Genomic DNA, 25,653 nt, shown 5'->3' with positions numbered 1-25,653 from the left:
GGCCTACTTGACGGGAGAGTAGACCCGCTCGATCTGCTGGGTGCCGGAACGGGTGCGGTAGGAGCGCGTCCACTTGGTGGTGGCGTCCTTGCGGGTGCGGTCGGAGAGGACGTAGTAGTCCATCTGGGTCTGGCTCGGGGTGATGTCCAGGACGCCGTAGCCGTGCGAGTCCAGGTCGACCCACTTGACGTGCGGGTTGGCCGACTTGATCGCCGCGGCCGCCACCAGCGAGAGGGTCTGCGGGGCGACCTTGAGGACGTCGTCGATGTTGTCCGACGTCACCGAGGTCACCACGAACTCGGTGGCCGCGCTGCCCGAGAGCGGGTAGGTGGCGGCCTCGTTGGGGACGTCCGACGCCCAGGCGGAGTGGATGTCACCGGTCAGGAAGACGGTGTTGGTGATGCCGTTCGTCCTGAGGTGGCCGAGCAGCTCGCGGCGGTCGTGGGTGTAGCCGTCCCACTGGTCGGTGTTGACCGCGAGGCCCTCGCCCGGCAGGCCGAGCAGCTTGGCCAGCGGGCGCAGCAGGTAGTCCGGCAGCGAGAAGAAGGCGACCGGGGAGATCATCACCTCATTGCCGATCAGCCGCCAGGTGGTGTCGGAGGCGGTGAGCCCGGCCTTCAGCCAGTCCATCTGGGCGCGACCGGTGATGCTGCGGTCGGCCGAGTCGACGTCGCCGTTGCCGACCTTGACCTGCTCCGAGCGGAACGAGCGCTGGTCCATCAGGTGGAAGTCGGCGAGCTTGCCGTAGCGCAGGCGGCGGTAGGTGGTGCCGGCGATCGACGGGCGGACCGGCATCCACTCGAAGTAGGCCTGCTTGGCGGCGGCCATCCGGTCGGCCCAGTCGCCCTCGGTGCCGGGGGTGTGGTTCTCGGCGCCGCCGGACCAGGCGTCGTTGGCGAACTCGTGGTCGTCCCAGATCGCGATGGTCGGGACCTGCGCGTGCAGCCCCTGGAGGTCCTCGTCGGTCTTGTAGCGGCCGTGCCTGGTCCGGTAGTCGGCGAGGGTGAGGATCTCGTGGGTGGGTGCGTGCGGGCGCACGACCGAGCCGCGGGCGCAGAACTCGCCGGTCTTGTACTCGTAGATGTAGTCGCCGAGGAAGAGGAAGGCGTCCAGGTCGCCGCGGGCGGCGAGGTGGCGGTAGGCGGAGAAGTAGCCGGCCTCCCAGTTGGCGCAGGACGCGACGCCCAGGCGCAGACGGGAGAGGGCGGCGTCGGCGGCCGGGGTGGTGTGGGTGCGGCCGACCGGGGAGACGGCGGCGCCGGCGGTGAAGCGGTACCAGTAGAGGGTGTCCGGGGTCAGGCCGCGGACGTCGGCCTTGACGGTGTGGTCGGAGGCGGCGGTGGCGGTCACCGTGCCGCTCGCCGCGATCCGGGTGAAGCCCTTGTCGGTGGCGAGCTCCCAGCGGACCTCGGTGGCCGGGCCCGTGGCGGAGCCGGGAACGGCGTCGGGGGTCGGGGTGACCCGGGTCCAGAGCAGGATGCCGTCGGGGAGCGGGTCGCCGGAGGCGACGCCGTGCAGGAACTGCGGGGCGGTCGCGGCCGAGGCCGCGGAGCCGAGGGCGAGCGGCAGGGCGGCGGCGCCCGCCACGATCGCGGTGGCCTTCAGCACCTGGCGGCGGTGCGGGCGGGCAGCGGTCATGTCATCGACAAGGTCAGTCACGGCGGACAGGCTACCGGTCGGTAACGCGCCGCTCCATAGGTCGGACTGACTGTTCGTCGCCGCTTCACCGACGCGTGGCCTCCGCCACCGCCGCGCGGGCGCGAGGCCACCCGGTGGCCATGAGCGATGATGGGGGGAGTCTCCGCCCGCCCTGCAAGGAAGTCCGACCGTGGCCCAGATCCTGCTCCTCCACTCCGTCTACGGACTGCGCCCCGCCGTCCACGCCGCCGCCGACCGGCTGCGCGCCGCCGGGCACACCGTGCACACCCCGGACCTGTTCGACGGGAAGACCTTCGACGACGTCGAGGAGGGCATGGCGTACAAGGAGGAGCTCGGCAGTGACGAGCTGCTGCGCCGGGCCGTCGGCGCCGCCGCCCCGCTGCTGGGGTCGGGAGCCTCGCTCGTCTACGCGGGCCTCTCGCTCGGCGGCTCGCTCGCCCAGAACCTCGCGCTGGCCGACGAGAAGGCGCTCGGCCTGCTGCTGCTGCACGGCACCTCGGACATCCGGGAGGACGCGGCGACCTCGATCCCCGTCCAGCTGCACGTGGCCGAGCCGGACCCGTTCGAGTCCGAGGACTGGCTGAACGCCTGGTACCTGCAGCTGCGCCGGGCCGGCGCCGACGTCGAGGTCCACCGCTACCGGGGCGCCGGTCACGTCTACACCGACCCCGAGCTGCCCGACTACGACGCCGAGGCGGCCGAGCGGACCTGGGCGGTGGCCCTGGACTTCCTCGCCGAGCTGGACGACCAGGCGGCCTGAGACGCGCCCCGTGCACAGGAAGTCGGCCCGGCCGACTTCCTGTGTATCGAGCCTGGCTCAGCTGCTACGGCACCGGCGCTGCTACAGGCACCGGCGCTGCGCCGCGCAGCAGGCCGCGCGCGAACTCGGCGCCGATCCGGTTCCGCTCGGCGGCGGCCCTGTCCGGCGCTGCGGCAGGGGGCATGAGCCCCGCACAGCGGCGGCAGATCGTCCCGCCGCCGGGCGTCACCGGGGCCGCGCAACGGGCGCACTCCCCGATCGCGGCCGGGTGGGGTTCATGTCGGTCTCCGCATCGCATGTCCGGGAAGGCCGACGCTAGCGGGGATGTAGGTCGGAACCGTCCTCGGCGGGCGCTGGGGGAGGATGGCGGGGTGACACAGCGGAGATACGAGTACGCACCGGCGGCGACGCTGCCGGGGCTGTTGCAGCGGGGCCGGGGGCTCGGGGCGCGGATGGCCGAGGAGGACCCGGCGGCGGCCGCCGAGCTGGTGTACGGGTGCGTGCGGTGGGACTGGCGGTGGGAGCCCGTCGATCAGCGGGCGCTCTATCTGGCGCGGCTGGTCAGGGACCTCGCGCTGCCGGTCGGGCCGGTGGTCGAGCTGCTGGCGGGGGACGAGGACACCTGTGAGCGGGCCGGCGCGGTGCTGGTGCTGCTGGCGCTCGACGGGTCGGCGCAGGCCCGGGAGGCGCTGCGGGCGCATGTGCGGCTGGGGCGGCACTGGGCGCCGGTGCTGGAGGCGATGGCGGACCGGTGGCCGGTGGAGTGGTGGGAGGACCTGGCGGAGACGGCCGGGGAACGGGCGCGGCGGGATCCGGCGGACCGGTGGGGCGAGCCGTGGACGCGTCGGGGGTGGGTCCGGCCGGGGCCGGTGCACGCGCCCCGGGAGGCGAAGCCGTTGGCGAGGACGGGGAACGCGGAGCTGCTGGAGCTGCTGGCGGACCCGGCCGAGTCGCAGGAGCGCCGGACCGCCGCGCTGGACGTGCTCGACGACCGGGGGCCGGAGCCCGGGGTGCTTCCGCTGGTGCCGTCGCTGGGGACGGCGGACGGCAGGTACGTGCTGTGGCCACTGACCGGGGTGCTGGAGAAGCTCGGCGCCCGGGCGGTGCCCGCCGCGCGGGAGTGGGCCGCGGTCACGGAGCCGGACTGGCTGCGGGCGCAGGGGCAGTGGGTACTGGCCGAGTACGGGGCGGCCGAGGACGTCCCGGTGCTGGTGGCGGAGCTGGAACGGCACTGGGTGCGGCGGCACTGGTGCGGGCCGAGGAGGCAGGCCAAGGCGCTCGCCCGGTTCGGGCCGGCGGAGGCCGGCGACGCCGTCTCGCTGCTGCGCCGGTTCTGGCTGTGGACGCCGCACTCGTACGAGCGGGCCGCCTACCTGGAGGCGCTGGCCGCGATCGGCCCGGCCGGGCTGGGCGCGGTGTACACCGAGTCGCTCCGGGACTGCGAGGCGGCGGCGCGGCTGATGGCCGTCGGGCACGCGCCGGACGGGCCGGAGGTGCGGGAGCGGCTGGCCTACCTGCGGGACGACCCGATGGAGGAGGCGGAGGTCAGGGCCGCCGCCGGGGAGCGGCTGGCGGCCCTGACCGGGTAGCCCTACAGGCCGGGGATGCGGCCGTTGCGGTAGAGGTCGACGAAGAGCTGGTGGTCCTGGCGGGCCTGCGCCCCGTAGGCGTGCGCGAAGTCGACCAGCATCGCCGGGAAGCCGGCCTCGTCGCGGGTGATGGCGGCGTCGATGGCGTGCTCGGTGGAGAACGGCACCAGGGTGTGGCCGCTGGAGGACTCGTCGGCGGCCGCGTGCATGGTGGCGGTGGCGCGGCCGAGGTACTCGGTGACGGCGAGCAGGTCGGACAGCTCGTTGAGGTCGGTCCAGTCGAGGTCGGTGGTGTAGGGGGAGACCTCGGCGACCAGCTGGCCGCGCCCGCGCAGGGTGGTGTGGCCGAGCCACGGGTCGCTGTGCGCCTGGAGGGCGCGCTGGGAGATGACCGTGCGGTGGCCCTCGTGCTCGAAGTACCCGGCGATCGCCGGGTCGGTGACGTGCCGCGACACGGCCGGGGTCTGGCCCTGCTTCATGTAGATGACGACGTCGTTCTCCAGCGCGTCGGTGTGCCCCTCCAGCAGCAGGTTGTAGGAGGGCAGGCCGGCGCTGCCGATGCCGATGCCGCGGCGGCCGACGACGTCCTTGACCCTCAGCGACTCCGGCCGGGTGCGGGAGGCGGGCGGCAGGGTGGCGACGTACGCCTCGAAGGCGGCGAGCACCTCGGCGCGGGTCGCTTCGTCCAGCTCGATCGCGCCGCCGCCGAGGCGGAACCGGCGCTCGTAGCCCTCGACGACGGTGTCGCCGTCGAGCAGCGCGACCCGGGTCTGCAGCCGGGCCCGGCGCAGGGTGTCCAGGATCGGGCCGGTGGCGGTGTCCAGGGTGAAGGGGTCGGCGTCGCCGGAGGAGACGTGGGCGGCGATCTGGGCCCGGTAGGCGGTGGCGAAGGCGGTGACAAGCTGGGTGATCGTGGTGTCGGACAGTGCCTTGGCGTAGCCGATCAGGGCCAGCGAGGCGGCGAGGCGCTGGACGTCCCAGGTGAAGGCGCCGACGTAGGCCTCGTCGAAGTCGTTGACGTTGAAGACGAGCCGGCCCTCGGCGTTCAGGTAGGTGCCGAAGTTCTCGGCGTGCAGGTCCCCGTGGATCCAGACCCGGCTGGTGCGCTCGTCCAGGAAGGTGGCGCCGTACCCGGCGAACGGGCCGTCGGCGAGGTCGGCGTAGTAGAGCCCGGCGGTGCCGCGGTAGAAGGCGAACGCCGAGGCGGCCATCTTCCGGAACTTCACCCGGAACGCCGCCGGGTCCTTGGCGAGCAGGTCGCCGAAGGCCGTGTCGAAGACGCTCAGGACGGTCTCGGCGCGGTGGTCGGCGATGGGCTGCGGGTGGGACATGGAAGGGTCCTTTGCGGCGTGGTGGGCGGCCGGGCACTTCTGGGGCCGGAGGCTAGAGTAGGTCCGTGAACGTGTGAGAGCTGGTCCGGGCCCCGATGGCGGCTCGGACCACAGCTGTTTCCAGGCACCTCCGTGACCTGTGCGTTCGCCGGCCAGCCAGACAGCACCAGCCTCCGGAGGCCCCGCCTTGAGCGACCAGCCGTACGCGCACCTGCACGTCCACACCGAGTACTCGATGCTGGACGGCGCCGCCCGGCTGAAGCAGCTCTTCAAGGAGGTCGAGCGGCTGGGCCAGACCCATGTCGCGATGACCGACCACGGCAACATGTACGGCGCGGCGGAGTTCCACAAGCAGGCCACCGCCGCCGGGATCACGCCGGTGATCGGCATCGAGGCGTACGTCGCGCCCGAGTCGCGCACCAACACCAAGCGCGTCCTCTGGGGGCAGCCGCACCAGAAGCGGGACGACGTCTCGGCGTCCGGGGCCTACACCCACAAGACCATCTGGGCCCGCAACAAGCAGGGCCTGCACAACCTCTTCAAGCTGACCTCGCGCTCCTACGCCGAGGGCTGGCTGGTGAAGTGGCCCCGGATGGACAAGGAGATCATCGCCGAGCACGCGGCCGGCCTGATGGCCACCACCGGCTGCCCCTCCGGCGAGGTGCAGACCAGGCTGCGGCTCGGCCAGTTCGACGAGGCGCTCCGGTCCGCCGCCGACTACCGGGAGATCTTCGGCCGGGAGAACTACTTCCTGGAGCTGATGGACCACGGCCTGGACATCGAGAAGCGGGTCCGCGACGGGCTGCTGGAGATCGGCCGGAAGCTGGACATCCCGCCGGTGGTCACCAACGACTCGCACTACACCACCGAGTCCGACGCCGGCGCGCACGACCTGCTGCTCTGCGTCCAGACCGGCAAGAACCTCTCGGACCCGGACCGCTTCCGCTTCGACGGCACCGGCTACTACATCAAGTCGGCCGCCGAGATGTACGCGCTGGACTCCTCGGACGCCTGGCAGGAGGGCTGCCGCAACAGCCAGCTGCTGGTCGCCTCGCGGGTCGACACCGAGGGCATGTTCGAGTTCAAGAACCTGATGCCGCGCTTCCCGATCCCGGCGGGCTTCGCGTCGGAGGCGGACTTCTTCAGGGCCCAGGTCTGGCAGGGCATGGACCGGCGCTTCCCGGGCGGGTACGACGAGGAGCACAAGAAGCTCGCCGAGTACGAGATGGACACCATCATCCAGATGGGGTTCCCGGCGTACTTCCTGGTGGTCGCCGACTTCATCATGTGGGCCAAGGAGCAGGGCATCGCGGTGGGCCCGGGCCGCGGCTCGGCGGCCGGCTCGCTGGTCGCCTACGCGATGGGCATCACCGACCTCGACCCGATCCCGCACGGCCTGATCTTCGAGCGCTTCCTCAACCCCGAGCGCGTCTCCATGCCCGACGTCGACATCGACTTCGACGAGCGCCGGCGCGGTGACGTGATCCGGTACGTGACGGACAAGTGGGGTTCCGACAAGGTCGGCATGATCGTCACGTACGGCACCATCAAGGCGAAGGCCGCCATCAAGGACTCCTCGCGCGTCCTCGGCTACCCGTACGCGATGGGCGACCGGATCACCAAGGCGATGCCGCCGGACGTCATGGGCAAGGGCATCCCGCTCTCCGGCATCACCGACCCCTCGCACCCGCGCTACGGCGAGGCCGGCGAGATCCGCGGGCTGTACGAGAACGACCCGGACGTCCGCAAGGTGATCGACACCGCGCGCGGCATCGAGGGCCTGATCCGCCAGCCCGGGGTGCACGCGGCCGGCGTCATCATGTCCGCCGAGCCGCTCACCGACCACATCCCGGTCTGGACCCGGCACACCGACGGCGTCACCATCACGCAGTTCGACTACCCCACCTGCGAGGGCCTCGGCCTTCTCAAGATGGACTTCCTCGGCCTGCGCAACCTGACGATCATGGACGATGCCGTCAAGGCGATCGAGCGGAACAAGGGCGTCAGGATCAACCTGCTCGACCTGCCCCTGGACGACAAGCCCGCCTACGAGCTGCTGGCCCGCGGCGACACGCTCGGCGTCTTCCAGCTCGACGGCGGGCCGATGCGCTCGCTGCTGCGCCTGATGAAGCCCGACAACTTCGAGGACATCTCCGCCGTCCTCGCGCTGTACCGACCGGGCCCGATGGGCGTCAACTCGCACACCAACTACGCGCTGCGCAAGAACGGCCAGCAGGAGATCACCCCGATCCACCCGGAGCTGGAGAAGCCCCTGGAGGAGATCCTCAAGCCGACGTACGGCCTGATCGTCTACCAGGAGCAGGTGCAGAAGGCCGCCCAGATCCTGGCCGGCTACTCGCTCGGCCAGGCCGACCTGCTGCGCCGCGCGATGGGCAAGAAGAAGAAGGAGATCCTGGAGGCCGAGTTCGTCCCGTTCCAGCGGGGCTGCCGCGAGCGCGGCTACTCGGACGCGGCGATCCAGGCGGTGTGGGACGTCCTCGTCCCCTTCTCCGGCTACGCCTTCAACAAGGCGCACACCGCCGGGTACGGGCTGGTCTCGTACTGGACGGCGTACCTCAAGGCCAACTACCCGGCCGAGTACATGTCCGGGCTGCTGACCTCGGTGAAGGACGACAAGGACAAGTCGGCGGTCTACCTCAACGAGTGCCGGAAGATGGGCATCCAGGTGCTCCCGCCGGACGTCAACGAGTCCGACTCCGACTTCACCCCGCACGGGGACACCCTCGTCCGGTTCGGTCTCACCGCCATCCGCAACGTCGGCGGGCCGGTGGTGGAGTCGATGATCCGCACCCGGAAGGCGAAGGGGAAGTTCACCTCCTTCCCCGACTTCCTGGAGAAGGTGGAGTCGGTGGTCTGCAACAAGCGGACCGTCGAATCGCTCATCAAGGCGGGCGCGTTCGACTCGCTCGGGCACACCCGCAAGGGGCTGACCGCGGAGTTCGAGCCGATGATCGACAACGTGGTCGGGGTCAAGCGCAAGGAGGCGGAGGGCCAGTTCGACCTGTTCGGAGGCGACGCGGTCGCCGACGAGCCGAGCTTCGGGCTGGACGTGGTCTTCTCCGAGGAGGAGTGGGACAAGGCCTTCCTGCTCACCCAGGAGCGGGAGATGCTCGGCCTCTACGTCTCCTCGCACCCGCTGCACGGCATCGAGCACCTCCTCGCCGACAGGGCGGACTGCGCGGTGGCCGACCTCGCGGAGCGGCCGGACGGCTCGATCGTCACCATCGGCGGCATCATCTCGGGCCTCCAGCGGAAGATGACCAAGCAGGGCAACGCCTGGGCGATCGCCACCGTCGAGGACCTGGCGGGCTCGATCGACTGCATGTTCTTCCCCGCCAGCTACCAGCTGGTCTCCTCGCAACTCGTCGAGGACTCCGTGGTGTTCGTCCGCGGCAAGCTGGACAAGCGGGAGGACGTGCCGCGGCTGATGGGGATGGAGCTGTCGGTGCCGGACCTGTCGAACGTCGCCGCCCAGCTCCCGATCACCCTCACCATCGCGGAGAGCCGGCTCAACCCGCAGGTGGTGACCCGGCTCGGCGAGGTACTGGCCCACCACAAGGGGACCACCGAGGTGCACGTCCACCTCCGGCGCGGCGGCACCACCACGGTGCTGCGGCTGGACCGGCACCGGGTGAAGTCCGACCCGGCGCTGTTCGGGGACCTCAAGCAGCTGCTCGGGCCGAGCTGCCTGGCGAACTGAGACCGGCCCCGGGAGACGCCCCGGGGCGAGCTCAGAGCACCGCGCCGCCGAGGGCGGGCGGGACGGCGGTGTGCAGGGCCGAGACGAAGGCCGAGATCGCCGGGTGCGAGCCCGCGCCCGCCCGGAAGGCGGCGCGGGTCCGGCGGTACATCGGCAGCCGGGTCAGCACCACCCCGGGCGGGGTCCGTTCCGTGCCCAGCTGCGGGACCAGCGCCACCCCCTGGCCGGCCGCCACCAGGGCCAGCACCGTCGCGAAGTCGTCGATCTGGTGCCGGATCCCGGGGGCGAAGCCGGCGCTCTCGCAGGCCCGGACGGCCATGCTGTGGCACAGCGTGCCGCGCGGCGCCATGATCCAGGGCGCGGCGCGCTGCTCGGCGACGGTGCCGGCCGCCCGGGCCGCCAGGTACATCGGCTCGGTGAACACCGGGCGGGTCACCGCCAGGCCGGGCTCCGGGTCGGTCGGCACCAGGTCGTACTCGTGCACCAGCGCGACGTCCAGCTCGCCCGCGCGCAGCGCCGCCGCCACGTCCGCCGGGTCCACCTCCGCCACCATCGGCTCCAGCCCCGGGTGCCAGCCGGACAGCTCGGCGAGCACCGCCGGGATCACCGCCCGGGCCGCCGAAGGATAGGTGCCGATCCGCAGGGGACCGGCCAGCCCCTCCCTGGCGTGGGCGAGTTCCGCGCCGGCCTGCTCCAGCCGTGCCAGCACCGCCTCGGCGTGCCGGACCAGGCCCAGCCCGGCCGGGGTCAGCGCGACCCGCCGCCCGGTGCGCTCCAGCAGCGGGACACCGGCCTCCTTCTCCAGGACGGACAGTTGCTGGGAGACCGCCGAAGGGCTGAACGAGAGCGACTCGGCGACGGCGGCGATGGTGCCGAGGTGGGCGAGTTCGCGCAGCAGGCGCAGGCGTCGGACATCGAGCATCGGCCCAGCTTACGAGAAGCGTCAGAAATGTGAACTGGACCTGAGTGATGACCGGGCCGCAGGATCGTGGGCATGGAACACACGGTTCTCAAGGGCATCTACGTCCCGCTGGTCACCCCGTTCGCCGAGGACGGCTCGGTGGCGCTGGACGCACTGGAGAAGCTGGCCGGTTCGCTGCTGGACGACGGCGCGGCCGGGCTGGTCGCGCTCGGTACCACCGGCGAACCGGCCACGCTGGACGCGGCCGAGCGGCGCGCGGTGGTCGACGTCTGCGCGGCCGTCTGCGCCGATCGCGGCGCCCAGCTGGTGGTCGGCGCGGGCGGGGCCGACACCCGGGCCGCCGCCGAGGAGCTGGCCGGGCTGGGCGCGCGGGTGCCGGGGGCGGCGGCCGCGCTGGTCACCGTCCCGGCCTTCGTCCGCCCGGGCGAGGCCGGGACGGTCGCGCACTTCCGGGCGCTGGCCGCGGCGAGCGCGGTGCCGCTGGTCATCTACCACATCCCGTACCGGACCGGGCAGCAGCTGTCGGCCGGCGCGCTGCTCGAACTCGCCGCGATCGACGGCGTGGTCGGCGTCAAGTACGCGACCGGCGGGCTGGACCAGGCGGCCGTCGAGCTGCTCGCGCAGGCCCCGGACGGGTTCGCCGTGCTGTCCGGCGAGGACGCCTTCCTCGCGCCGGTGCTGGCGCTCGGCGGCGCCGGCGGCATCCCGGCCTCGGCCCACCTGGCCACCGGCCGGTTCGTCGAGCTGACCGACGCCTGGGAGCGCGGGGACGTACCGCGGGCGCGGGCCCTGGGGCACCGGCTGACCGCGTTGGCGACGGCCGCCTTCGCCGCGCCCAACCCCGCGGTGGTCAAGGGCGTGCTGCACGCGCAGGGCCGGATCCCCACCCCGGACGTCCGGCTGCCGCTGCTGCCGGCGGGGGCGGACGAGGTGGCGGTGGCGCTCGCACTCGCCACCGGTCTGGACCACTAGTCCGGCCCGGGCCGGTCCGGCCGGATCGGCGCCCGGCGGGACCGGTCGGACCGGGGCCGGGCTCTCACACCGTGGAATACCAGGTCGCCCCGCCCGGGTGACAAGGCATGATGGGCGGAGGGCGGCTGTGACCAGCACCATCAAGAGGAGTAGTCGGAATGAAGATCGGCATTGTCGGGGCCACCGGCCAGGTCGGCGGCGTGGTCCGCGAGATCCTGGCGGAGCGCGCAGGACTTCCCGGAGGTGTGGGTCCGGTGGAGCAGCTGCGGCTGTTCGCCTCGGCCCGTTCGGCCGGGCGCACGCTGCCCTGGCAGGGCACCGACATCACCGTCGAGGACGCGGCCACGGCCGACTACACCGGCCTGGACATCGTGATCTTCTCGGCGGGCGGTTCCACCTCCAGGGAACTCGCCCCCAGGGCGGCCGCGGCCGGCGCCGTCGTGATCGACAACTCCTCGGCCTGGCGCCGTGACCCCGACGTCCCGCTGGTCGTCTCCGAGGTCAACCCCGACGCCATCGCGAACCGCCCCAAGGGCATCATCGCCAACCCGAACTGCACCACCATGGCGGCCATGCCGGTGCTGCGCCCGCTGCACGACGAGGCCGGCCTCGCCGCGCTGGTCGTCTCCACCTACCAGGCCGTCTCGGGCAGCGGCGTGGCCGGGGTGGCCGAGCTCCAGGACCAGGCCGCCAAGGTCGTCGACGGCGCCTCGGCGCTCGCCCACGACGGCTCCGCGGTCGAGTTCCCCGAGCCCAAGGTCTACAAGCGCCCGATCGCCTTCAACGTGCTGCCGCTGGCCGGCTCCATCGTCGAGGACGGCTCCAACGAGACCGACGAGGAGCAGAAGCTCCGCCACGAGAGCCGCAAGATCCTCGGCATCCCCGGGCTGAAGGTGGCCGGCACCTGCGTGCGCGTCCCGGTCTTCTCCGGCCACTCGCTGCAGATCAACGCCCGCTTCGAGCGCCCGATCAGCCCCGAGCGCGCCGTCGAGCTGCTCGCCGCCGCCCCCGGCGTCGAGCTGAGCGAGATCCCCACCCCGCTCCAGGCCGCGGGCAAGGACCCGAGCTTCGTCGGCCGCATCCGCGTCGACGAGACGGTGGAGAACGGGCTGTCGCTGTTCGTCTCCAACGACAACCTGCGCAAGGGCGCCGCGCTCAACGCCGTCCAGCTGGCCGAACTCGTCGCCGCCGAGCTCAAGGGCTGAGTCACGCGGTCGCACCCGGCGGGCCCCGTCCTCGGACGGGGCCCGCCGCGCGTTCCCGGCCCTCGCCCGCGCCCCGGCCGCACCTCGCGCGCACCTCGCCCGCGCCCCGGCCGCACCTCGCGCGCACCTCGCCCGCGCCCCGGCCGCACCGCCGCCGGATGTTGCCGGACCGCGACATCCGCCGAGATTCGGCGGGCGAACCAGGGGTAAAGGTGACCCAACGATCGGGCGGCCACGGGCACCCTCACCCCACGGGCCCGAGCGCCGGGCCGACCGCGCCCACCCGGCAGCGCCGCACACCGGCGCCGCCGGATCCCCGAGGGCGAGCGAAAAGAGGTGCGCGATGGACCGCTGTGTCGTCCTGGTGGACGCCGGTTACCTGCTGGGCGCCGCCGCCAGCCTGCTCGCCGGCGACCCGAGCCGTTCCCGGGTCAGTGTCGACCACACCGCGCTCATCACCGCGCTGCGCGAGCGCGCCGAGGCCGAGACCGGGCTGCCGCTGCTGCGGATCTACTGGTTCGACGCCGCCCCCGACCGCCGCCCGATGCCCGAGCACCGCCGGCTCCGGGTCCTGCCGCGGGTCACCGTCCGGCTGGGCGCCCTGACCAGGGCGGAGGGCCGCTGGGTGCAGAAGGGCGTGGACGCCGCGATGCACGCCGAGCTCTCCGAGCTCGCCCGCAACCGGGCCTGCGCGGACGTCGTGCTGATCACCGGCGACGGGGACCTGCTGCCCGGCATGATGTCCGCCAAGGAGCACGGCGTGGTCGTGCACCTCTGGGCGCTGCAGGCCGCCGACGGCGACTTCAACCAGTCCGAGGACCTGGTCGGCGAGGCGGACGAGCGGCGGGTGCTCGACCGGGAGTGGATCGAGGGCTCGTTCACCCTGCGCGACACCGCCACCGCCTTCCCCGCCCCCGGGCCGCGCCACGAGATCGCCAAGATCCTGGCCGCCCCGCCCGCCGCCGTCGCGTCCGGCGCCCGGCCCGCCGCCGTCCCCGCGGCCGAGCAGGTGCCGGTGGCGAACGGGCGCGCCACCGGCACGGCCACCGCGCTGAAGGTCGTGCCGACGCCCAAGGACCTCGCCGGGCGCACCCCCCAGCTGCCGACGACGGCGGCGCACCCCACCGGCCCGGTGCTGCGCTGGTCGTCGGACCGGGGCTGGGTCGAGCGGCCCGCCGCCGAACAGGCCGTCACCGCCGGGGACGGCCTGCCCACGCTGGCCCAGCTGACCACCGCCGAGCAGCGCTGGGCCGACCGCGAGGAGGACATCACCACCATCGGCGGGGACGCCCACGAGGTCGGCCAGGTGTTCGCCCGCCGCTGGACGGAGCGGCTCGGCGACGTCGAACGGCTCACCGTGCTCTGGCCCGACTACCCGCGCATCCCGCACCGGGTCGACGGCGAGCTGCTCCGCTACGCGGCCCGGTTCGGGCTGCTCGCGCACAAGGACGACCAGATCGACGAGCACGACCGGTACGCCATCCGGGCGGGATTCTGGAAGGAGCTCGCCGGCCGGGTGCCGGGCGGGGACCTCGTCGTCGACGACTGACCCGCCCCGCGGCCCCGGGCGGCCGGGCCCCCTTGTCCGGCCGGCCGCGTCCACCGCGTAGAGTCTTCGCTCGTGAGCGAGGGCAAGGAGCGGAGCGTCGACAGGGACGCGATCCGTGGTGCGACCGCTCGGTGGAGCGAGGCGGGCGGATGAGCGAGACGGCCGGGCGGGCACCCGGGGAGGCCTCGCCGTGCTGTGCCGTACGCGACCTGGTCAAGATCTACCGCGCCGGACGCGGCACCGGGGCCGCCGGTGAGATCCGGGCCAACGACGGCATCAGCCTGACCGTCCGGCAGGGCGAGATCTTCGGGCTGCTGGGGCCGAACGGAGCCGGCAAGTCCACGCTGGTCCGCCAGCTCACCGGCCTGCTGCGGCCCGACTCGGGCTCCATCGAGCTGCTCGGCCACGACGTCGTCCGCCACCCCGAGCGGGCCGCCCGCCTGCTGGGCTACCTCGGCCAGGAGTCCAGCGCGCTGGACGAGCTGACCGTCGCGCTCGCCGCCGAGACCACCGGCCGGCTGCGCGGCCTCACCCGGGCCCGGGCCCGGGCCGAGGCCGCCGACGTGCTGACCGAACTCGCCCTGGAACCGCTCGCCCACCGGCCGCTCGCCAAGCTCTCCGGCGGCCAGCGCCGCCTCGCCTGCTTCGCCGCCGCGCTGGTGGGGGAGCGGCCGCTGCTGGTGCTGGACGAGCCGACCACCGGCATGGACCCGGTCGCCCGCCGCGCGGTCTGGAGCGCCGTCGACCGCCGGCGCGCCGAACGGCGGACCACCGTGCTGCTGGTCACCCACAACGTCATCGAGGCCGAGACCGTGCTGGACCGCGTCGCGGTCGTGGACGAGGGCCGGGTGATCGCCTGCGACACCCCCGGCGGACTCAAGGCACTGGTGGACGGTGACGTCCGGCTGGACCTGGTCTGGCGGGACGAGGCACCGATGGCGGTGCCCGCCGTCGCCGCGCTCGCCGAGCGGGCCGAGCGCACCGGCCGGCGCTGGACCGTGCGCACCAGCCCCGAGCGGGCCCGCGAACTGGTCGCCGCCGTCACCACCGGCCCGGCCTTCGCCGCGCTGGACGACTTCACCCTGGCCACCCCGAGCCTTGAGGACGCCTACCTCAAGCTGGGCGGCCGCCATGGAGGACTGGCCAAGTGACGCTGCTCTCGGTGCCGCCGCAGACCGCCGGGGCCCTGGCCGGCGGGCCCGCCCCGCTGGCCCCCGCCGCCCGGCTGCTGCCCGCGCTGGCCGCCGTCTACCGGGCGCAGCTGGCCCGGGCCAAGGTGGCCCGCATCCCGCTGCTGTTCGTGGCGACCTTCCAGTCGCTCGGCATCCTGGTGATGATGCGGGGCGTCGTCGACCCGGGGCAGACCTCGGCCGCGCGGTCGGTGGTGGCCGGCTCCAGCGTGCTGGTGGTGGCCTTCGTCGCGCTCAACCTGCTGGCCCAGTACTTCGGCCGGCTGCGGGCCACCGGCGGCCTCGACCACTACGCGACGCTGCCCGTCCCGGCGGCCTCGGTGGTCCTCGGCGCGGCCGCCGCGTACGCCTCCTTCACGCTGCCGGGCACCCTGGTGACGGCCGTCGCCGGGGCCTGGATGTTCGGGCTGCCGATGGGGCAGCTCTGGGTGCTGCTCGCGGTGGTGCCGCTGGCCGGGGCGGCGCTCTCCGGGCTGGGCGCGGCCTGCGGGCTGCTGGCGCCCAAGCAGGAGATCGCCACCATGCTGGGGCAGCTCGGCATGTCGGCGGCGCTGCTGCTGGGCGTGCTCCCGGTGGACAACCTGCCGCAGCCGGTGCTCTGGCTGCGCGAGCTGCTGCCCTCCACGTACGGCGTCGAGGCGTTCGCCCGGACCTTCGCGGCCGACCCGGACTGGGCGGCGGTGGCGGGCGACCTGGCGGTCTGCGCCGGGGTCGGTGTGGCGTCGCTCGCGGTGGCCACCTGGGCGTACCGGCGGGCCACCACCCGCTAGGGCTTCTCCGATCGATTCGCGTCGCACCGGCGGGCGGCGGGAGGTGCCGGTCAAGCCCCGGGCCCGTGCGACGGTCCCGCCGCGCCAGGCCGGGCGGGCTCCGGGCGCGGGCCGGTACGGGTGGCGGGTCCGTTCGGGCGGCGGTCGTGAAACGATGGGGCCCGTGACCGTACCGAACACACCTCCGGACCCCCTGCGTGCCGCCGCGGGCACCGACGCGGACGCCACCGCCCCTGGTCCGGCCGCCGGCCGGGACCCGTACGCGCCGCCGCCCGTGGACCAGGCCGTCCTGCGGGCCGCGGACCGGCGGGCGCCGCTGGAGCGGCTGCTGCCCGAGCTGAAGGTCGGTGCGGTCACGGTGCTGGCCTGTCTGGCGCTGGGTCTGCTGATGGCGGTGCTCTGGGCCTGGCTGGCGCCGAAGGTGCCGCTGGTGGTCGACGGCAACAAGATCCTCTACGGCGACCCGGAGGGCGAGCAGCGGGCCGGGGCGGACAGCGTCTTCGTGCTGATCGGGCTGGGCATGGGCATCGTGACCGCGCTCGGCGCCTTCCTGTTCACCCGGCGGCGCGGCGGCGGGATCGCGGTGGCGACCGGCCTCGCGGTCGGCGGCCTGCTGGCCTCGGTGGGCGCCTGGGGCCTGGGCCGGCGGCTCGGCCCGGCGAGCGACCTCGTCGCCGAGGCGCGGCGGGTCGGCAACGGCGGCCACTTCGACGCGGACATCGACCTCGGGGCCTACGGCGCGCTGCTGGCCTGGCCGATGGCCGCGATGGTGGTGCTGCTGGCGCTATCGGCCGCCTTCGGCAAGCGCGAGGAGGACCCGCCGCCGTACTGGGCGGGCCCGTACGACCCGCAGCGGCCGGTGGTCGGGCCGCCCGGCGCGGCCGGTCCGCTGCCCGGCGGGTCGTTCCACCCGGGCCCGGCGGGGGAGCACCCGGGCGACCGCACGCCGCAGGACCAGCCGCCGCAGGACCAGCCGCCGCAGGGCCGGCCGCCGCAGGGCCGCACGCCGTGACGGCGCACCGGGCGGGGGCGGCCTTCGCCGGACCCGCCCGGTGCGCCCCGGCGGTCAGCGGCCGATCGGGGCGGTCAGCGCGCCGGTGACGCCGACCAGGTCGGCCGGGGCCAGCTCGACCTCCAGCCCGCGCCGGCCGGCCGAGACGTACACCGTGGCGTGGGCGAGCGCGCTGTCGTCCACCACGGTGCGCAGCGGGCGGCGCTGACCGAGCGGGGAGATCCCGCCGAGGACGTAGCCGCTGCTGCGCTCGGCGGCCGCCGGGTCCGCCATCGCGGCCCGCTTGCCGCCGACGGCGGTGGCGAGCGCCTTGAGGTCCAGCCGGCCCGCGACCGGGACGACGCCCACCGTGAGCACCCCGTCGACATCGGCGACCAGGGTCTTGAAGACCCGCTCGGGCGGCACGCCGAGCACCTCGGCGGCCTCGCCGCCGTAGGAGGCGGCGGCCGGATCGTGCGGGTAGGAGTGCACGGTGAACGCCACCGCGGCGTTCTCCAGGGCGACGGTGGCGGGCGTTCCCCCGCCGGCCTTCTTCGGCTTCCTGGCCATCGGGACCTCTTCGAACGCGTGAGTGGGCGTGGTCAGTTGGGACTGAACGACTGCCGGGTCAGATCGACCGCGGGCAGCGACGGCAGCCAGCTGAGCACCGCCGTCTCGCGGCGCAGCAGCTCCAGCTCGGAGGTCAGCCGCCGGGCGGTGTCGGGGCAGGCCAGCAGCTCCTGCTTGACCGGCGTCCCGAACACCGAGGCCGCGGCCACCAGGTAGGAGAGCACCTGCGGGTCGTCCGGCAGCTCCTGGCGGCCGACCGTGCTGGCCTCGCGGGCGCCGGCCAGCCGCTTCTGGTACGCCCGGAACGCCCGCTCGACGCCGGAGGCCAGTGCCCCGGCGCCCTCGCCGGGCAGCTCCTCGAGCGTCTCGATCTCGCCGTTCAGGTACGCGCCGCCGGTGTCCACCGAGCGCAGCCGGAACCGGGTGGTGCCGGTGACCAGCAGCTCGTACCGGCCGTCCGGCTGCTCCTGGGCCGAGGCGACGTCGGCCACGCAGCCGACGTGGTACAGCGCCTCCAGAGGGTCCCCGGTGACGGTGCCCAGGCCGTCCAGCGGACCGGCCGGGCCCTCCTCGGGCCGGACCGGCGCGACCTCGCGGCCGTCCTTGATGGCGAGCACGCCGAACCGCCGCGGCTGGTCCTCGGGGAGGGCGAGCAGGTCGGCGACCAGACGGCGGTAACGCTCCTCGAAGATGTTCAGGGGCATCACCAGGCCCGGGTAGAGCACGGTGTTCAGCGGGAAGAGCGGCAGCCGTTCTGTCACGGCCGACAGCGTAGTTCCCCGGACGGCCGCCTCGCGCCCGGGTTATCCGCGCTGGAGCATCCGGGTCGCGCCCGCGGCGACCGTGGTGGCGAGGATCCAGCCGACGATCACCAGCCCGGAGGCCACCCACTGGCTGAACCCGCCGGGGTTCCAGCCCTGCTGACCGAGGTCGACGACCGGCAGCAGCTGGCCGAGCGCGTAGAGCACCGGGTTCCAGTGCGGGCTCTCGTCGGCCTTGAGCGGCTGGAGCCGGTGGGCGGCGAAGTAGCCGCTGCCGAGCGCCCAGGCGAGCAGCAGCCAGAGCGCGGCCCGGCCGGGGCGGAAGCCGTAGCCGACGGTGACGTCCTGGACCCGGCCCCAGAGCCGGGCCGGCAGCGGCAGGGTCTGCCGGCGGCGGCGCTGCTTGGCGTACAGCACCTCGCGGGCGTCGTCGTCGGCGCCGTCGCGGCGCAGGGCGGCGGCCAGCTGCTCGTAGGACTCGGGCTGGAACTCCACCGAGGAGCCCTCCAGCCAGGCGATCCGCTGCGGGACGGTGAAGGGCGCGGCCGGACGCAGGCACTCGTAGGTGAAGCCGGTGAGGCCGAGGTGCCTGCCGTGCGGCCAGGAGTCCGGGGCGTCGACCAGGTTGCCCACCCGGGCGCGCGAGAGCGAGACCTTGCCGGTGGGCGGGGTGCGGCAGGTGAAGCGCAGCTCGGGGGTCTGGATCCGGCGCAGCGCCAGCTCGTCGTCCGTGCCCAGGTGGAACTCGGCGTCGGAGATCAGGCAGGCGTTGTCGAAGCGGCTGTCCGAGAGCCGGACGGCGCCGTGCGCGCGGAACGGCGTGCCAGCCACGCCGGCCGTGACGACCTGGCCGTAGCCGGAGCCGTAGTACGAGCCGGAGGAGGACCAGCCGCCGTCCGCCGAGCCGCTGAGGTACAGGGTGTGGCCGACGGTGAGCCGGACGGCGTTGAGGGCGTTCGGGTTCTCCGGGACGGCGTACAGCTGGGCGCCGCGCAGCGAGAGCCGGCCGCCGATCCGGGCGGAGCGCAGGCTGACCTCGCCGCGCGACTCCAGCCGGTCCGCCTCGAAGTCCTGGCTGACGGCCAGGCCGTCGGCGGACAGCGCCCGGCCGAACCGGTCGCCGCCGAGGACGGCCTGGTTGAGCAGCAGGTCGGTGCCGATCCGGGAGTCGGTGAGCCGGACGCCGCCCGGTATTCGGCAGCGGGCCAGGTGCAGGTCGCCGGAGGTGGTCAGGCGGGAGGCCTCCAGCCGAGGGATCGCGCAGCTGACGAAGCGCAGGGTGCCGGCGTCGGCCTCGGACACCAGGACCTTCCGCTCGAAGCGGCAGTCGTGTACCTCGACGTAGTGGCCGATGGTGCCGCCGGCCAGCACCAGCGGGCCGGTGACCCGGGCGCCGGTCAGCTTGAGCGAGGCGACCCGGCCGGGGGCGGCCGGCGGGCCGTCCAGCAGCAGGTGGGCCAGGACCTCGGCGCGGACGGTGCGCCCGGGGCCCCAGGGCGCACCGCCGAAGGGGTCGTCCAGCGGGGTGCCGGTCCGGCCGCCGGCGCCGTTCGCCGGTTCGGCGCCGCGGGCCCGCAGGTCGTACACCTCGCCCTGGCGGAACGCCTCCCAGAGCCCCTGCTCGGTCCGCGTCCAGCCGTCCGGCGCACGCTCCGCCATCGTTCCCCCGTCTCCCCCGGTCGTCTCGCCTTTCGTATCACGGACTGAAATGCGGGGCCGCCGGTTCCGGCCACTCCTTACACTGGGTGGCGTGATCTCTCGAATCGACCTGCGCGGATCCCTCGACGACCCGCGCGACCTGCTGCCCCGTGCCGACTTCGACGTCGCGGCCGCCCTGGAGACGGTGCGCCCGATCGCCGAGGACGTGCATCATCGCGGGGTCGCGGCGCTGATCGACATCACCGAGCGTTTCGACGGCGTGCGGCTGGAGTCCACCCGGGTGCCCGCCGAGCAGCTCGCCGAGGCCCTGGAGGCGCTGGACCCGAAGGTCCGCGCCGCGCTGGAGGAGTCGATCCGCCGCGCCCGCCTCGTCCACGCCGACCAGCGCCGCACCGGGCACACCACCCAGGTCGTGCCGGGCGGCACGGTTACCCAGCGCTGGGTACCGGTGGACCGGGTCGGCCTGTACGTGCCGGGCGGCCTCGCCGTCTACCCGTCCTCCGTCGTGATGAACGTGGTGCCCGCGCAGGAGGCCGGGGTGACCGGCATCGCGGTGACCTCGCCGCCGCAGAAGGCCTTCGGCGGCCGGGTGCACCCGACGATCCTGGCGGCCTGCGCGCTGCTCGGCGTCACCGAGGTGTACGCGGTCGGCGGCGCCCAGGCGGTCGCCATGTTCGCGCTCGGCACCGAGGAGTGCGAGCCGGTCAACATGGTCACCGGTCCGGGCAACATCTACGTGGCCGCGGCCAAGCGGTACTTCGCGGGCCGGATCGGCATCGACTCCGAGGCCGGTCCGACCGAGATCGCCGTCCTCGCCGACGACAGCGCCGACCCGGCGGAGGTCGCGGCCGACCTGATCAGCCAGGCCGAGCACGGCCCGACCTCCGGCTCGGTGCTGGTCACCGACTCGCCCGAGCTGGCCGAGGCGGTCGAGGCCGAGCTGAAGACGCAGGTCGCCCGGACGAAGCACAGCGCGCGGGTGGCCGAGGCGCTGGGCGGCCGGCAGTCCGGCGTCATCCTGGTCGACGACCTGACGCAGGGCCTGGCGGTGGTGAACGCCTACGCCGCCGAGCACCTGGAGATCCAGACCCGGGACGCCCACGCGGTCGCCGACCGGGTCCGCAACGCCGGCGCGATCTTCATCGGCCGCTACACCCCGGTCTCGCTGGGCGACTACGCGGCCGGTTCCAACCACGTGCTGCCGACCGGCGGCTGCGCCTGCCACTCCTCCGGACTCTCCGTGCAGACCTTCCTGCGCGGCGTCCAGGTCGTCGAGTACGACCGGGAGGCGCTGGCCGGCATCGCCGCGCACGTCGTCAACCTCGCGGACGCCGAGGACCTCCCCGGTCACGGCGACGCCGTCAAGGCACGTTTCGTGGGAGACGAACAGAACTGGCAAAGCGACTGGACGGTTCCCCGCTCGTGAAGATCGACGACCTCCCCATCCGCGACGAACTGCGCGGACAGTCCCCGTACGGCGCACCGCAGTTGGACGTCCCCGTCCAGCTGAACACCAACGAGAACCCGTACCCGCTGCCCGCGGAGCTGGTGGCCCGGATCGCCGAGCGGGTGGCCGAGGCCGCCCGCGGCCTCAACCGCTACCCCGACCGGGACGCGGTCGAGCTGCGCGAGGGCCTGGCCGCCTACCTGACCACGACGACCGGCTTCGCGCGCACCCGCGAGCAGGTCTGGGCCGCCAACGGCTCCAACGAGATCCTTCAGCAGCTGCTCCAGACCTTCGGCGGCCCCGGCCGCACGGCGCTGGGCTTCGAGCCCTCCTACTCGATGCACGCGCTGATCTCCCGGGGCACCGGCACCGGCTGGCTCTCCGGGCCGCGCAACGCGGACTTCACCATCGACGTGGACGCCGCCGTCGCGGCGATCGCCGAGCACCGGCCGAACGTCGTCTTCGTCTGCTCGCCGAACAACCCGACCGGCACCGCCGTCGCCGCCGACGTGGTGCTGCGGCTCTACGACGCCGCGCAGGCCGCCCGGCCCAGCCTGGTGGTCGTGGACGAGGCGTACGTCGAGTTCTCGCACCGCGCCTCGCTGCTGCCGCTGCTGGAGGGCCGCCCCAACCTGGTGGTCACCCGCACCATGTCCAAGGCCTTCGGCGCGGCGGGCCTGCGGCTGGGCTACCTGGCCGCCGACGCGGCCGTGGTGGACGCGGTGCAGCTGGTCCGGCTGCCGTACCACCTGTCGGCCGTCACCCAGGCCACCGCGCTGGCCTGCCTGGAGCACACCGACACCCTGCTCGGGTACGTGGGCCGGCTCAAGGCCGAGCGGGACCGGCTGGTCGACGCGCTGCGCGGGCTGGGCCTGGAGGTGACCGAGTCGGACGCCAACTTCGTCCAGTTCGGCCGCTTCGCGGACACCCACGCCGTCTGGCAGGCGATCCTCGACCGGGGCGTCCTGGTCCGGGACAACGGCGTACCCGGGTGGCTGCGCGTCACCGCCGGCACCCCGGCCGAGAACGACGCCTTCCTGGACGCCGTCCGCTCCGCCCTCCCGTCGCCCGCCCCCACCCCCGCGGCGGCGCGCTCCGCGCGCGCGGCCAGTCAGGAGCTGTAACCCGCATGTCCCGCATCGGACGCGTTGAACGCACCACCAAGGAGACCTCGGTCCTGGTCGAGATCGATCTCGACGGCACCGGCCGGACCGAGATCTCCACGGGCGTCGGGTTCTACGACCACATGCTCGACCAGCTCGGCCGCCACGGCCTCTTCGACCTCACCGTGAAGACCGACGGCGACCTGCACATCGACACCCACCACACCATCGAGGACACCGCCCTCGCGCTGGGCGCCGCCTTCAAGCAGGCGCTCGGCGACAAGGTCGGCATCTACCGGTTCGGCAACTGCACGGTGCCGCTGGACGAGTCGCTCGCCCAGGTCACGGTGGACCTCTCCGGCCGCCCCTACCTGGTGCACACCGAGCCGGAGTCGATGGCGCCGATGATCGGCAGTTACGACACCACCATGACCCGGCACATCCTGGAGTCCTTCGTGGCCCAGGCGCAGGTCGCCCTGCACGTCCACGTGCCGTACGGGCGCAACGCGCACCACATCGTGGAGTGCCAGTTCAAGGCGCTGGCCCGGGCCCTGCGCTACGCCTCCGAGCGCGACCCGCGCGCGGTCGGCATCCTCCCCTCGACCAAGGGTGCGCTGTGAGCAAGTCCGCGATCGTCCTCCTCTTCGTCGGCCTGTTCCTGGCCGGCGGCGTCATCTCGTTCTGGAAGCAGAAGATCCCGAAGGGCGTCATCGCCGTGCTCGCCATAGGCTCGGTGCTCTGCCTGGCCTCCGGCCTCATGCGGCTGTAGACCCGCCCCCGGCGCCGCCCCGCGGGACGGCGCCGCACAGAGCCGCTTCGGAACAGCCGAGAGACTTGGACACCTGAACATGGGCAAGAACGTCGTCGTACTCGACTACGGGTCGGGCAACCTCCGCTCGGCCCAGCGCGCCGTCGAGCGCACCGGCGCGACCGTCACCGTCACGTCGGACTTCCAGGCCGCGATGGACGCGGACGGCCTGCTCGTCCCCGGCGTCGGGGCCTTCGAGGCCTGCATGCGCGGGCTGAAGGCCGTCCGCGGCGAGCAGGTCATCGGCCGCCGCCTCGCCGGCGGCCGCCCGGTGCTGGGCATCTGCGTCGGCATGCAGATCCTCTTCGAGAAGGGGGTCGAGCACGGCGTGGAGACGCCCGGCTGCGACGAGTGGCCGGGCACCGTCGAGCCGCTGGACGCGCCGGTCGTCCCGCACATGGGCTGGAACACCGTCGACGCCCCCGAGGGCAGCCGGCTCTTCGCCGGCCTGGACGCCGACACCCGCTTCTACTTCGTGCACTCCTACGCGGTGCGCCGCTGGGAGCTGGAGGTCCACAGCGCGCGGCTGCACGCCCCGCTGGTGACCTGGGCCACGCACGGGCAGCCGTTCGTCGCGGCCGTCGAGAACGGCCCGCTCTGGGCCACCCAGTTCCACCCCGAGAAGTCCGGCGCCGCCGGCGCCGCCCTCCTGACCAACTGGGTCAACACCCTCTGACGATCTGAGAGTTGCCACCATCATGAGCCGCCTCGAACTGCTCCCCGCCGTCGACGTCCGGGACGGCCAGGCCGTCCGCCTGGTCAAGGGAGCCTCCGGCACCGAGACCTCCTTCGGCGAGCCGCTCGCCGCCGCCCTCGCCTGGCAGAACGCCGGTGCCGAGTGGCTCCACCTGGTCGACCTGGACGCCGCGTTCGGCACCGGCAGCAACCGCGACCTGCTCCGTGAGGTGACCGCCGCGCTGGACATCAAGGTCGAGCTGTCCGGCGGCATCCGCGACGACGAGTCGCTGGCCGCGGCCCTCGCCACCGGCTGCACCCGGGTCAACCTGGGCACCGCCGCCCTGGAGAGCCCCGAGTGGGTCGCCAAGGTCATCGCCGAGCACGGCGACAAGATCGCCGTCGGCCTGGACGTGGTCGGCACCACCCTGCGCGGCCGCGGCTGGACCCGCGACGGCGGCCAGCTCTTCGACGTGCTGGCCCGCCTGGACGCCGAGGGCTGCACCCGCTACGTGGTCACCGACGTCAACCGGGACGGCACCCTGACCGGCCCCAACCTGCGGCTGCTGCGCGACGTCTGCGCCGCCACCGACAAGCCGGTGGTCGCCTCCGGCGGCGTCTCCTCGCTGGACGACCTGCGCGCCATCGCCACTCTCGTCGGCGAGGGTGTCGAGGGAGCCATCGTGGGCAAGGCACTCTACGAGCAGAAGTTCACCCTCGAAGAGGCCCTGGAGGCGGTTTCAGGATGACGGAACGTCAGGTCGTACGCGGTCGGGTGGCCGGGTTCTCCCCCAAGGAGGACGAGTTCGGCTACTCGCGGGCGGTCGCCGCGGGAGACCACGTGCACGTGGCCGGCTCCACCGCCTGGGTGGACGGGAAGATCGAGCACGAGGGCGACCCGTACCTGCAGACCCTCGCCGCGTTCGGCGTGGGCCTCAAGGCCCTGGCCGCGTACGGCCTGACGACGGACGACGTGGTCCGTACCCGGATGTACATCACCCACTCCCGCGACGCCGACGAGGTGGGCCGCGCCCACCGCGCGCTCTTCGACGCCGCCCGCCCGGCGGCCACCATGGTGGTGGTCGACGGCCTGATCGACTCCCGGATGATGGTCGAGGTCGAACTCGACGCCTACCGCGCCGGGCTCGCACGCACTCTGGAAGGCAAACAGCCGTGACCCTCGCCGTACGTGTCATCCCCTGCCTGGACGTCGACGCCGGCCGGGTGGTGAAGGGCGTCAACTTCCAGAACCTGCGCGACGCCGGTGACCCGGTCGAGATGGCCAAGCTCTACGACGCCGAGGGTGCCGACGAGCTGACCTTCCTCGACATCACCGCCTCCTCCGGCGACCGCGAGACCACCTACGACGTGGTCCGCCGCACCGCCGAGCAGGTCTTCATCCCGCTCACCGTCGGCGGCGGCATCCGGGCCGTCGACGACGTCGACAGGCTGCTGCGGGCCGGGGCGGACAAGGTGGGCGTCAACACCGCGGCCATCGCCCGCCCGGAGCTGGTCCGGGAGATCGCCCAGCGCTTCGGCCGGCAGGTGCTGGTGCTGTCGGTGGACGCCCGGCGCTGCCCCGAGGGCACCGAGACCGCCTCGGGCTTCGAGGTCACCACGCACGGCGGGCGCCGCGGCACCGGCCTGGACGCCGTCGAGTGGGCGGGCCGCGCGGCCGAGCTGGGCGCGGGCGAGATCCTGCTCAACTCGATGGACGCGGACGGCACCAAGGACGGCTACGACCTGGAGCTGGTCCGGGCCGTCCGCAAGACCGTGGCCGTCCCGGTGATCGCCTCCGGCGGCGCCGGCAAGCTCGCCGACTTCGCCCCGGCGGTGGAGGCCGGCGCGGACGCCGTCCTGGCCGCCAGCGTCTTCCACTTCGGCGACCTGCGGATCGGCGAGGTCAAGGACGCGCTGCGGGCGGCCGGGCACCCCGTCCGCTGAGGCCGCGCCGCCCGGGCCGCCCGCGTG

Annotated in this window: 23 protein-coding genes; 17 read left to right on the top strand and 6 right to left on the bottom strand. The window is 73.8% G+C overall.

Annotated elements, in window-relative coordinates:
* Positions 1–3: 3 nt before the first annotated feature.
* Positions 4–1,638: an alkaline phosphatase D family protein gene (locus tag ACZ34W_RS00635; RefSeq protein WP_465601138.1), complete on the bottom strand. Its 1,635-nt coding sequence runs from the start codon at positions 1,636–1,638 to the stop codon at positions 4–6.
* Between the two features lie 190 nt (positions 1,639–1,828).
* Here ACZ34W_RS00635 and ACZ34W_RS00630 point away from each other — a divergent pair, with 190 nt between their 5' ends.
* Positions 1,829–2,419 carry a dienelactone hydrolase family protein gene (locus ACZ34W_RS00630; protein WP_329487242.1) on the top strand — a complete coding sequence of 197 codons (591 nt, stop codon included), beginning with the start codon at positions 1,829–1,831 and terminating at the stop codon, positions 2,417–2,419.
* A gap of 371 nt (positions 2,420–2,790) precedes the next feature.
* Positions 2,791–4,008, top strand: a complete 1,218-nt coding sequence (locus ACZ34W_RS00625; protein ID WP_465600369.1) for a hypothetical protein — start codon at positions 2,791–2,793, stop codon at positions 4,006–4,008.
* Between the two features lie 2 nt (positions 4,009–4,010).
* Here the strand turns inward: ACZ34W_RS00625 and ACZ34W_RS00620 are convergent, their stop codons facing one another.
* Positions 4,011–5,339 (bottom strand): DUF2252 domain-containing protein, encoded by a 1,329-nt coding sequence (locus tag ACZ34W_RS00620; RefSeq protein WP_465600366.1) that lies wholly within the window; start codon positions 5,337–5,339, stop codon positions 4,011–4,013.
* A gap of 187 nt (positions 5,340–5,526) precedes the next feature.
* Between ACZ34W_RS00620 and dnaE the strand changes: the two genes are divergently transcribed.
* Positions 5,527–9,060 (top strand): DNA polymerase III subunit alpha, encoded by a 3,534-nt coding sequence (dnaE, locus tag ACZ34W_RS00615; RefSeq protein WP_465600363.1) that lies wholly within the window; start codon positions 5,527–5,529, stop codon positions 9,058–9,060.
* A gap of 31 nt (positions 9,061–9,091) precedes the next feature.
* Here dnaE and ACZ34W_RS00610 read toward each other — a convergent pair whose 3' ends face one another.
* Entirely contained in the window at positions 9,092–9,982 is an 891-nt protein-coding gene (locus ACZ34W_RS00610) for a LysR family transcriptional regulator (protein WP_465600360.1), read from the bottom strand.
* Positions 9,983–10,054: 72 nt separating this feature from the next.
* Here ACZ34W_RS00610 and ACZ34W_RS00605 point away from each other — a divergent pair, with 72 nt between their 5' ends.
* From ACZ34W_RS00605 to ACZ34W_RS00580, 6 genes are all read left to right on the top strand, one after another.
* Entirely contained in the window at positions 10,055–10,954 is a 900-nt protein-coding gene (locus ACZ34W_RS00605) for a 4-hydroxy-tetrahydrodipicolinate synthase family protein (protein ID WP_465600357.1), read from the top strand.
* Between the two features lie 158 nt (positions 10,955–11,112).
* Complete coding sequence (locus ACZ34W_RS00600) at positions 11,113–12,159, top strand: aspartate-semialdehyde dehydrogenase (protein WP_465600354.1); 1,047 nt, start codon at positions 11,113–11,115, stop codon at positions 12,157–12,159.
* 343 nt (positions 12,160–12,502) lie between these two features.
* On the top strand, positions 12,503–13,708 hold the full coding sequence (locus ACZ34W_RS00595) for an NYN domain-containing protein (protein ID WP_465600350.1): 1,206 nt from the start codon (positions 12,503–12,505) through the stop codon (positions 13,706–13,708).
* Positions 13,709–13,857: 149 nt separating this feature from the next.
* Positions 13,858–14,859 carry an ABC transporter ATP-binding protein gene (locus tag ACZ34W_RS00590; protein ID WP_465600346.1) on the top strand — a complete coding sequence of 334 codons (1,002 nt, stop codon included), beginning with the start codon at positions 13,858–13,860 and terminating at the stop codon, positions 14,857–14,859.
* Positions 14,856–15,668 carry an ABC transporter permease gene (locus tag ACZ34W_RS00585; RefSeq protein ID WP_329487233.1) on the top strand — a complete coding sequence of 271 codons (813 nt, stop codon included), beginning with the start codon at positions 14,856–14,858 and terminating at the stop codon, positions 15,666–15,668. Before ACZ34W_RS00590 ends, ACZ34W_RS00585 begins: the two co-directional genes overlap by 4 nt.
* A gap of 163 nt (positions 15,669–15,831) precedes the next feature.
* On the top strand, positions 15,832–16,680 hold the full coding sequence (locus ACZ34W_RS00580) for a hypothetical protein (protein ID WP_465600342.1): 849 nt from the start codon (positions 15,832–15,834) through the stop codon (positions 16,678–16,680).
* 54 nt (positions 16,681–16,734) lie between these two features.
* Here ACZ34W_RS00580 and ybaK read toward each other — a convergent pair whose 3' ends face one another.
* The 3 genes from ybaK to ACZ34W_RS00565 are packed head-to-tail and all read right to left on the bottom strand — an operon-like array spanning position 16,735 to position 19,649.
* Complete coding sequence (gene ybaK, locus ACZ34W_RS00575) at positions 16,735–17,229, bottom strand: Cys-tRNA(Pro) deacylase (protein WP_329487231.1); 495 nt, start codon at positions 17,227–17,229, stop codon at positions 16,735–16,737.
* A gap of 32 nt (positions 17,230–17,261) precedes the next feature.
* Positions 17,262–17,990 carry an LON peptidase substrate-binding domain-containing protein gene (locus ACZ34W_RS00570; protein ID WP_329487230.1) on the bottom strand — a complete coding sequence of 243 codons (729 nt, stop codon included), beginning with the start codon at positions 17,988–17,990 and terminating at the stop codon, positions 17,262–17,264.
* Between the two features lie 42 nt (positions 17,991–18,032).
* Complete coding sequence (locus ACZ34W_RS00565; protein ID WP_465600337.1) at positions 18,033–19,649, bottom strand: oxidoreductase; 1,617 nt, start codon at positions 19,647–19,649, stop codon at positions 18,033–18,035.
* Positions 19,650–19,740: 91 nt separating this feature from the next.
* Between ACZ34W_RS00565 and hisD the strand changes: the two genes are divergently transcribed.
* The 8 genes from hisD to hisF all read left to right on the top strand — a co-directional run bounded on the left by hisD (position 19,741) and on the right by hisF (position 25,626).
* Positions 19,741–21,075, top strand: coding sequence for a histidinol dehydrogenase (gene hisD, locus ACZ34W_RS00560; RefSeq protein ID WP_465600334.1), 1,335 nt, complete (start codon positions 19,741–19,743; stop codon positions 21,073–21,075).
* Positions 21,072–22,220, top strand: coding sequence for a histidinol-phosphate transaminase (locus tag ACZ34W_RS00555; RefSeq protein WP_329487227.1), 1,149 nt, complete (start codon positions 21,072–21,074; stop codon positions 22,218–22,220). Before hisD ends, ACZ34W_RS00555 begins: the two co-directional genes overlap by 4 nt.
* 5 nt (positions 22,221–22,225) lie before the next feature.
* Positions 22,226–22,819 carry an imidazoleglycerol-phosphate dehydratase HisB gene (gene hisB / locus ACZ34W_RS00550; protein WP_329487226.1) on the top strand — a complete coding sequence of 198 codons (594 nt, stop codon included), beginning with the start codon at positions 22,226–22,228 and terminating at the stop codon, positions 22,817–22,819.
* Complete coding sequence (locus ACZ34W_RS00545; RefSeq protein WP_329487225.1) at positions 22,816–22,968, top strand: hypothetical protein; 153 nt, start codon at positions 22,816–22,818, stop codon at positions 22,966–22,968. The genes hisB and ACZ34W_RS00545 overlap by 4 nt, the downstream gene beginning before the upstream one ends.
* Positions 22,969–23,047: 79 nt before the next feature.
* Positions 23,048–23,683 (top strand): imidazole glycerol phosphate synthase subunit HisH, encoded by a 636-nt coding sequence (gene hisH / locus ACZ34W_RS00540; RefSeq protein WP_465600327.1) that lies wholly within the window; start codon positions 23,048–23,050, stop codon positions 23,681–23,683.
* A gap of 22 nt (positions 23,684–23,705) precedes the next feature.
* Positions 23,706–24,431, top strand: a complete 726-nt coding sequence (gene priA, locus ACZ34W_RS00535; RefSeq protein WP_465600324.1) for a bifunctional 1-(5-phosphoribosyl)-5-((5-phosphoribosylamino)methylideneamino)imidazole-4-carboxamide isomerase/phosphoribosylanthranilate isomerase PriA — start codon at positions 23,706–23,708, stop codon at positions 24,429–24,431.
* On the top strand, positions 24,428–24,859 hold the full coding sequence (locus ACZ34W_RS00530) for a Rid family hydrolase (protein ID WP_329487222.1): 432 nt from the start codon (positions 24,428–24,430) through the stop codon (positions 24,857–24,859). The genes priA and ACZ34W_RS00530 overlap by 4 nt, the downstream gene beginning before the upstream one ends.
* Positions 24,856–25,626, top strand: a complete 771-nt coding sequence (gene hisF / locus ACZ34W_RS00525; protein WP_329487221.1) for an imidazole glycerol phosphate synthase subunit HisF — start codon at positions 24,856–24,858, stop codon at positions 25,624–25,626. Before ACZ34W_RS00530 ends, hisF begins: the two co-directional genes overlap by 4 nt.
* Positions 25,627–25,653 lie beyond the last annotated feature (27 nt).

This window comes from Kitasatospora sp. NPDC022856, from assembly GCF_055561235.1.
Note: the sequence above shows the minus strand (reverse complement) of the source record. Positions and strands in the feature narration are given on the sequence as shown.

Excerpts from the sequence above, each read along its gene's own strand:
- ACZ34W_RS00605 (WP_465600357.1), top strand. The coding sequence starts at position 10,055 with ATGGAACACACGGTTCTCAAGGGCATCTACGTCCCGCTGGTCACCCCG.
- ACZ34W_RS00600 (WP_465600354.1), top strand. The coding sequence starts at position 11,113 with ATGAAGATCGGCATTGTCGGGGCCACCGGCCAGGTCGGCGGCGTGGTC.
- ACZ34W_RS00635 (WP_465601138.1), bottom strand. The coding sequence starts at position 1,638 with ATGACCGCTGCCCGCCCGCACCGCCGCCAGGTGCTGAAGGCCACCGCG.
- ACZ34W_RS00595 (WP_465600350.1), top strand. The coding sequence starts at position 12,503 with ATGGACCGCTGTGTCGTCCTGGTGGACGCCGGTTACCTGCTGGGCGCC.
- hisB (WP_329487226.1), top strand. The coding sequence starts at position 22,226 with ATGTCCCGCATCGGACGCGTTGAACGCACCACCAAGGAGACCTCGGTC.
- ybaK (WP_329487231.1), bottom strand. The coding sequence starts at position 17,229 with ATGGCCAGGAAGCCGAAGAAGGCCGGCGGGGGAACGCCCGCCACCGTC.
- hisH (WP_465600327.1), top strand. The coding sequence starts at position 23,048 with ATGGGCAAGAACGTCGTCGTACTCGACTACGGGTCGGGCAACCTCCGC.
- ACZ34W_RS00610 (WP_465600360.1), bottom strand. The coding sequence starts at position 9,982 with ATGCTCGATGTCCGACGCCTGCGCCTGCTGCGCGAACTCGCCCACCTC.
- ACZ34W_RS00565 (WP_465600337.1), bottom strand. The coding sequence starts at position 19,649 with ATGGCGGAGCGTGCGCCGGACGGCTGGACGCGGACCGAGCAGGGGCTC.
- ACZ34W_RS00530 (WP_329487222.1), top strand. The coding sequence starts at position 24,428 with ATGACGGAACGTCAGGTCGTACGCGGTCGGGTGGCCGGGTTCTCCCCC.
- ACZ34W_RS00590 (WP_465600346.1), top strand. The coding sequence starts at position 13,858 with ATGAGCGAGACGGCCGGGCGGGCACCCGGGGAGGCCTCGCCGTGCTGT.
- priA (WP_465600324.1), top strand. The coding sequence starts at position 23,706 with ATGAGCCGCCTCGAACTGCTCCCCGCCGTCGACGTCCGGGACGGCCAG.
- ACZ34W_RS00620 (WP_465600366.1), bottom strand. The coding sequence starts at position 5,339 with ATGTCCCACCCGCAGCCCATCGCCGACCACCGCGCCGAGACCGTCCTG.